The sequence below is a fragment of the Halanaerobium sp. DL-01 genome, from assembly GCF_003338615.1.
GTDB lineage: Bacteria > Bacillota > Halanaerobiia > Halanaerobiales > Halanaerobiaceae > QPJE01.
The window spans coordinates 1-1,531 of record NZ_QPJN01000072.1; the positions used below are offsets into that span (position 1 = coordinate 1).

2 protein-coding genes are annotated in these 1,531 nt (G+C 42.7%); both read left to right on the forward strand.

Annotation, left to right across the window (positions count from 1 at the left end; genetic code table 11):
• Positions 1 to 201 (forward strand): ferredoxin family protein (locus DER71_RS11820; protein WP_199505664.1); only part of this gene is annotated, 201 nt, incomplete at its 5' end.
• 4 nt (positions 202 to 205) lie between these two features.
• A complete protein-coding gene (locus DER71_RS11825; RefSeq protein ID WP_114474682.1) occupies positions 206 to 1,339 on the forward strand; it encodes a 2-oxoacid:acceptor oxidoreductase subunit alpha in 1,134 nt (377 codons plus the stop codon).
• Positions 1,340 to 1,531 lie beyond the last annotated feature (192 nt).

Sequence of the window (1,531 nt, forward strand, 5' to 3'; positions counted from 1 at the left end):
AGCAAAAACAAAGCAAAGATTGAGATCAATCAGGCATGGTGCAAAAGCTGCGGCATATGTGTGGACTTTTGCCCGACAGATGTATTAGAACTGGACATTACAGGCAAACTAAAGGTAGTGGAGGCAGATGCATGTATTAACTGTATGCTGTGTGAACTGCGCTGCCCGGACTTTGCAATAGAAATAGTGGAGGAGGATTAAGTATATGAAAGAAGCAGTACTAATGCAGGGTAATCAGGCGGTAGCCGAGGGAGCACTGGCAGCAGGAGTAAAATTCTGTGCTGGATATCCAATTACCCCTTCAACAGAAGTAATAGAAATACTCTCAGAAAAGCTGCCTTCTCATGGAGGAAGATTTATACAGATGGAAGATGAGCTGGGGAGTATAGGTGCAGTAATAGGAGCATCAGCAGCAGGGAAGAAATCAATGACAGCAACAAGTGGGCCAGGATTCAGCCTGATGCAGGAGAACTTAGGCTATGCAGCAATGGTAGAGCTGCCGATAGTAATTTACAATGCACAGAGAGTGGGTCCATCAACAGGAGGAGCCACCAAACCACATCAGGCAGATATAATGCAGGCCAAATGGGGTTCACATGGAGACAGTCCACGTATAGCAGTAATGCCAGGTTCAGTAAAAGAAGCATATGAGATAACAGTAAAGGCATTTAATCTGTCAGAAAAATATATGGTGCCGGTAGTGATTTTAATGGATGAACTTCTGGCACACATGAGAGAAAGTATAGTTATACCTGACAAAGAAGAATTAGAAATAGTAGATAGAAGGAGAGATGCATTACCTGAAGATAAATATCTTCCCTACAAAATAGATGAGACAGGTTTACCGGTGCTGCCGCCATTAGGTGGAGGCTGCAGGTACAATATATCCGGCATGATTCACGGAGAAGACGGAATACCGGATTTAACTCCATCGACAATAGATGCAAATGTAAGAAGGATAAATTCCAAACTTGATAAATACTATGATGATATAGTAATGCTGGAGAACGAGAAAAATGAAAAAGCAAAAACAGCCCTCTTTGTATTTGGTTCAACCACCAGACCAGCAAAAGGTGCTGTCAAAAAAGCAAAAGAAGCGGGAGTAGAAGTAGAGCTTATAAGACCGATAACAATCTGGCCGTTTCCGGAAAAAGAGCTCAAAGAGATAGCCGAAAGAGTGGATAAGATAATAGTAGCAGAGATGAACTTAGGCCAGACAGCAGGGCTGGTAAAACAGGCTGTAGAAGGAAAAGCAGAAGTAATACAGCACAATAGAGTAGACAGTGGACATATAAGTGTAGAAGAACTCTACGAGAAAATTATGGAAGTAAGTTCATAAGGGGGATAAATAAATGAGCAAATTGGACAATTTACTGAGAACAGAACAGATGCCACATTTTGCCTGTCCGGGATGTACCCACGGTACAGCCTGGAAATCCATGCTGAAGGCTGTAGAAGATCTGGGATTAGAGCAGGATAAAACAGTAATGGTATGTGCAATCGGATGTGCGGGAAGGCTGCCGGTATATTC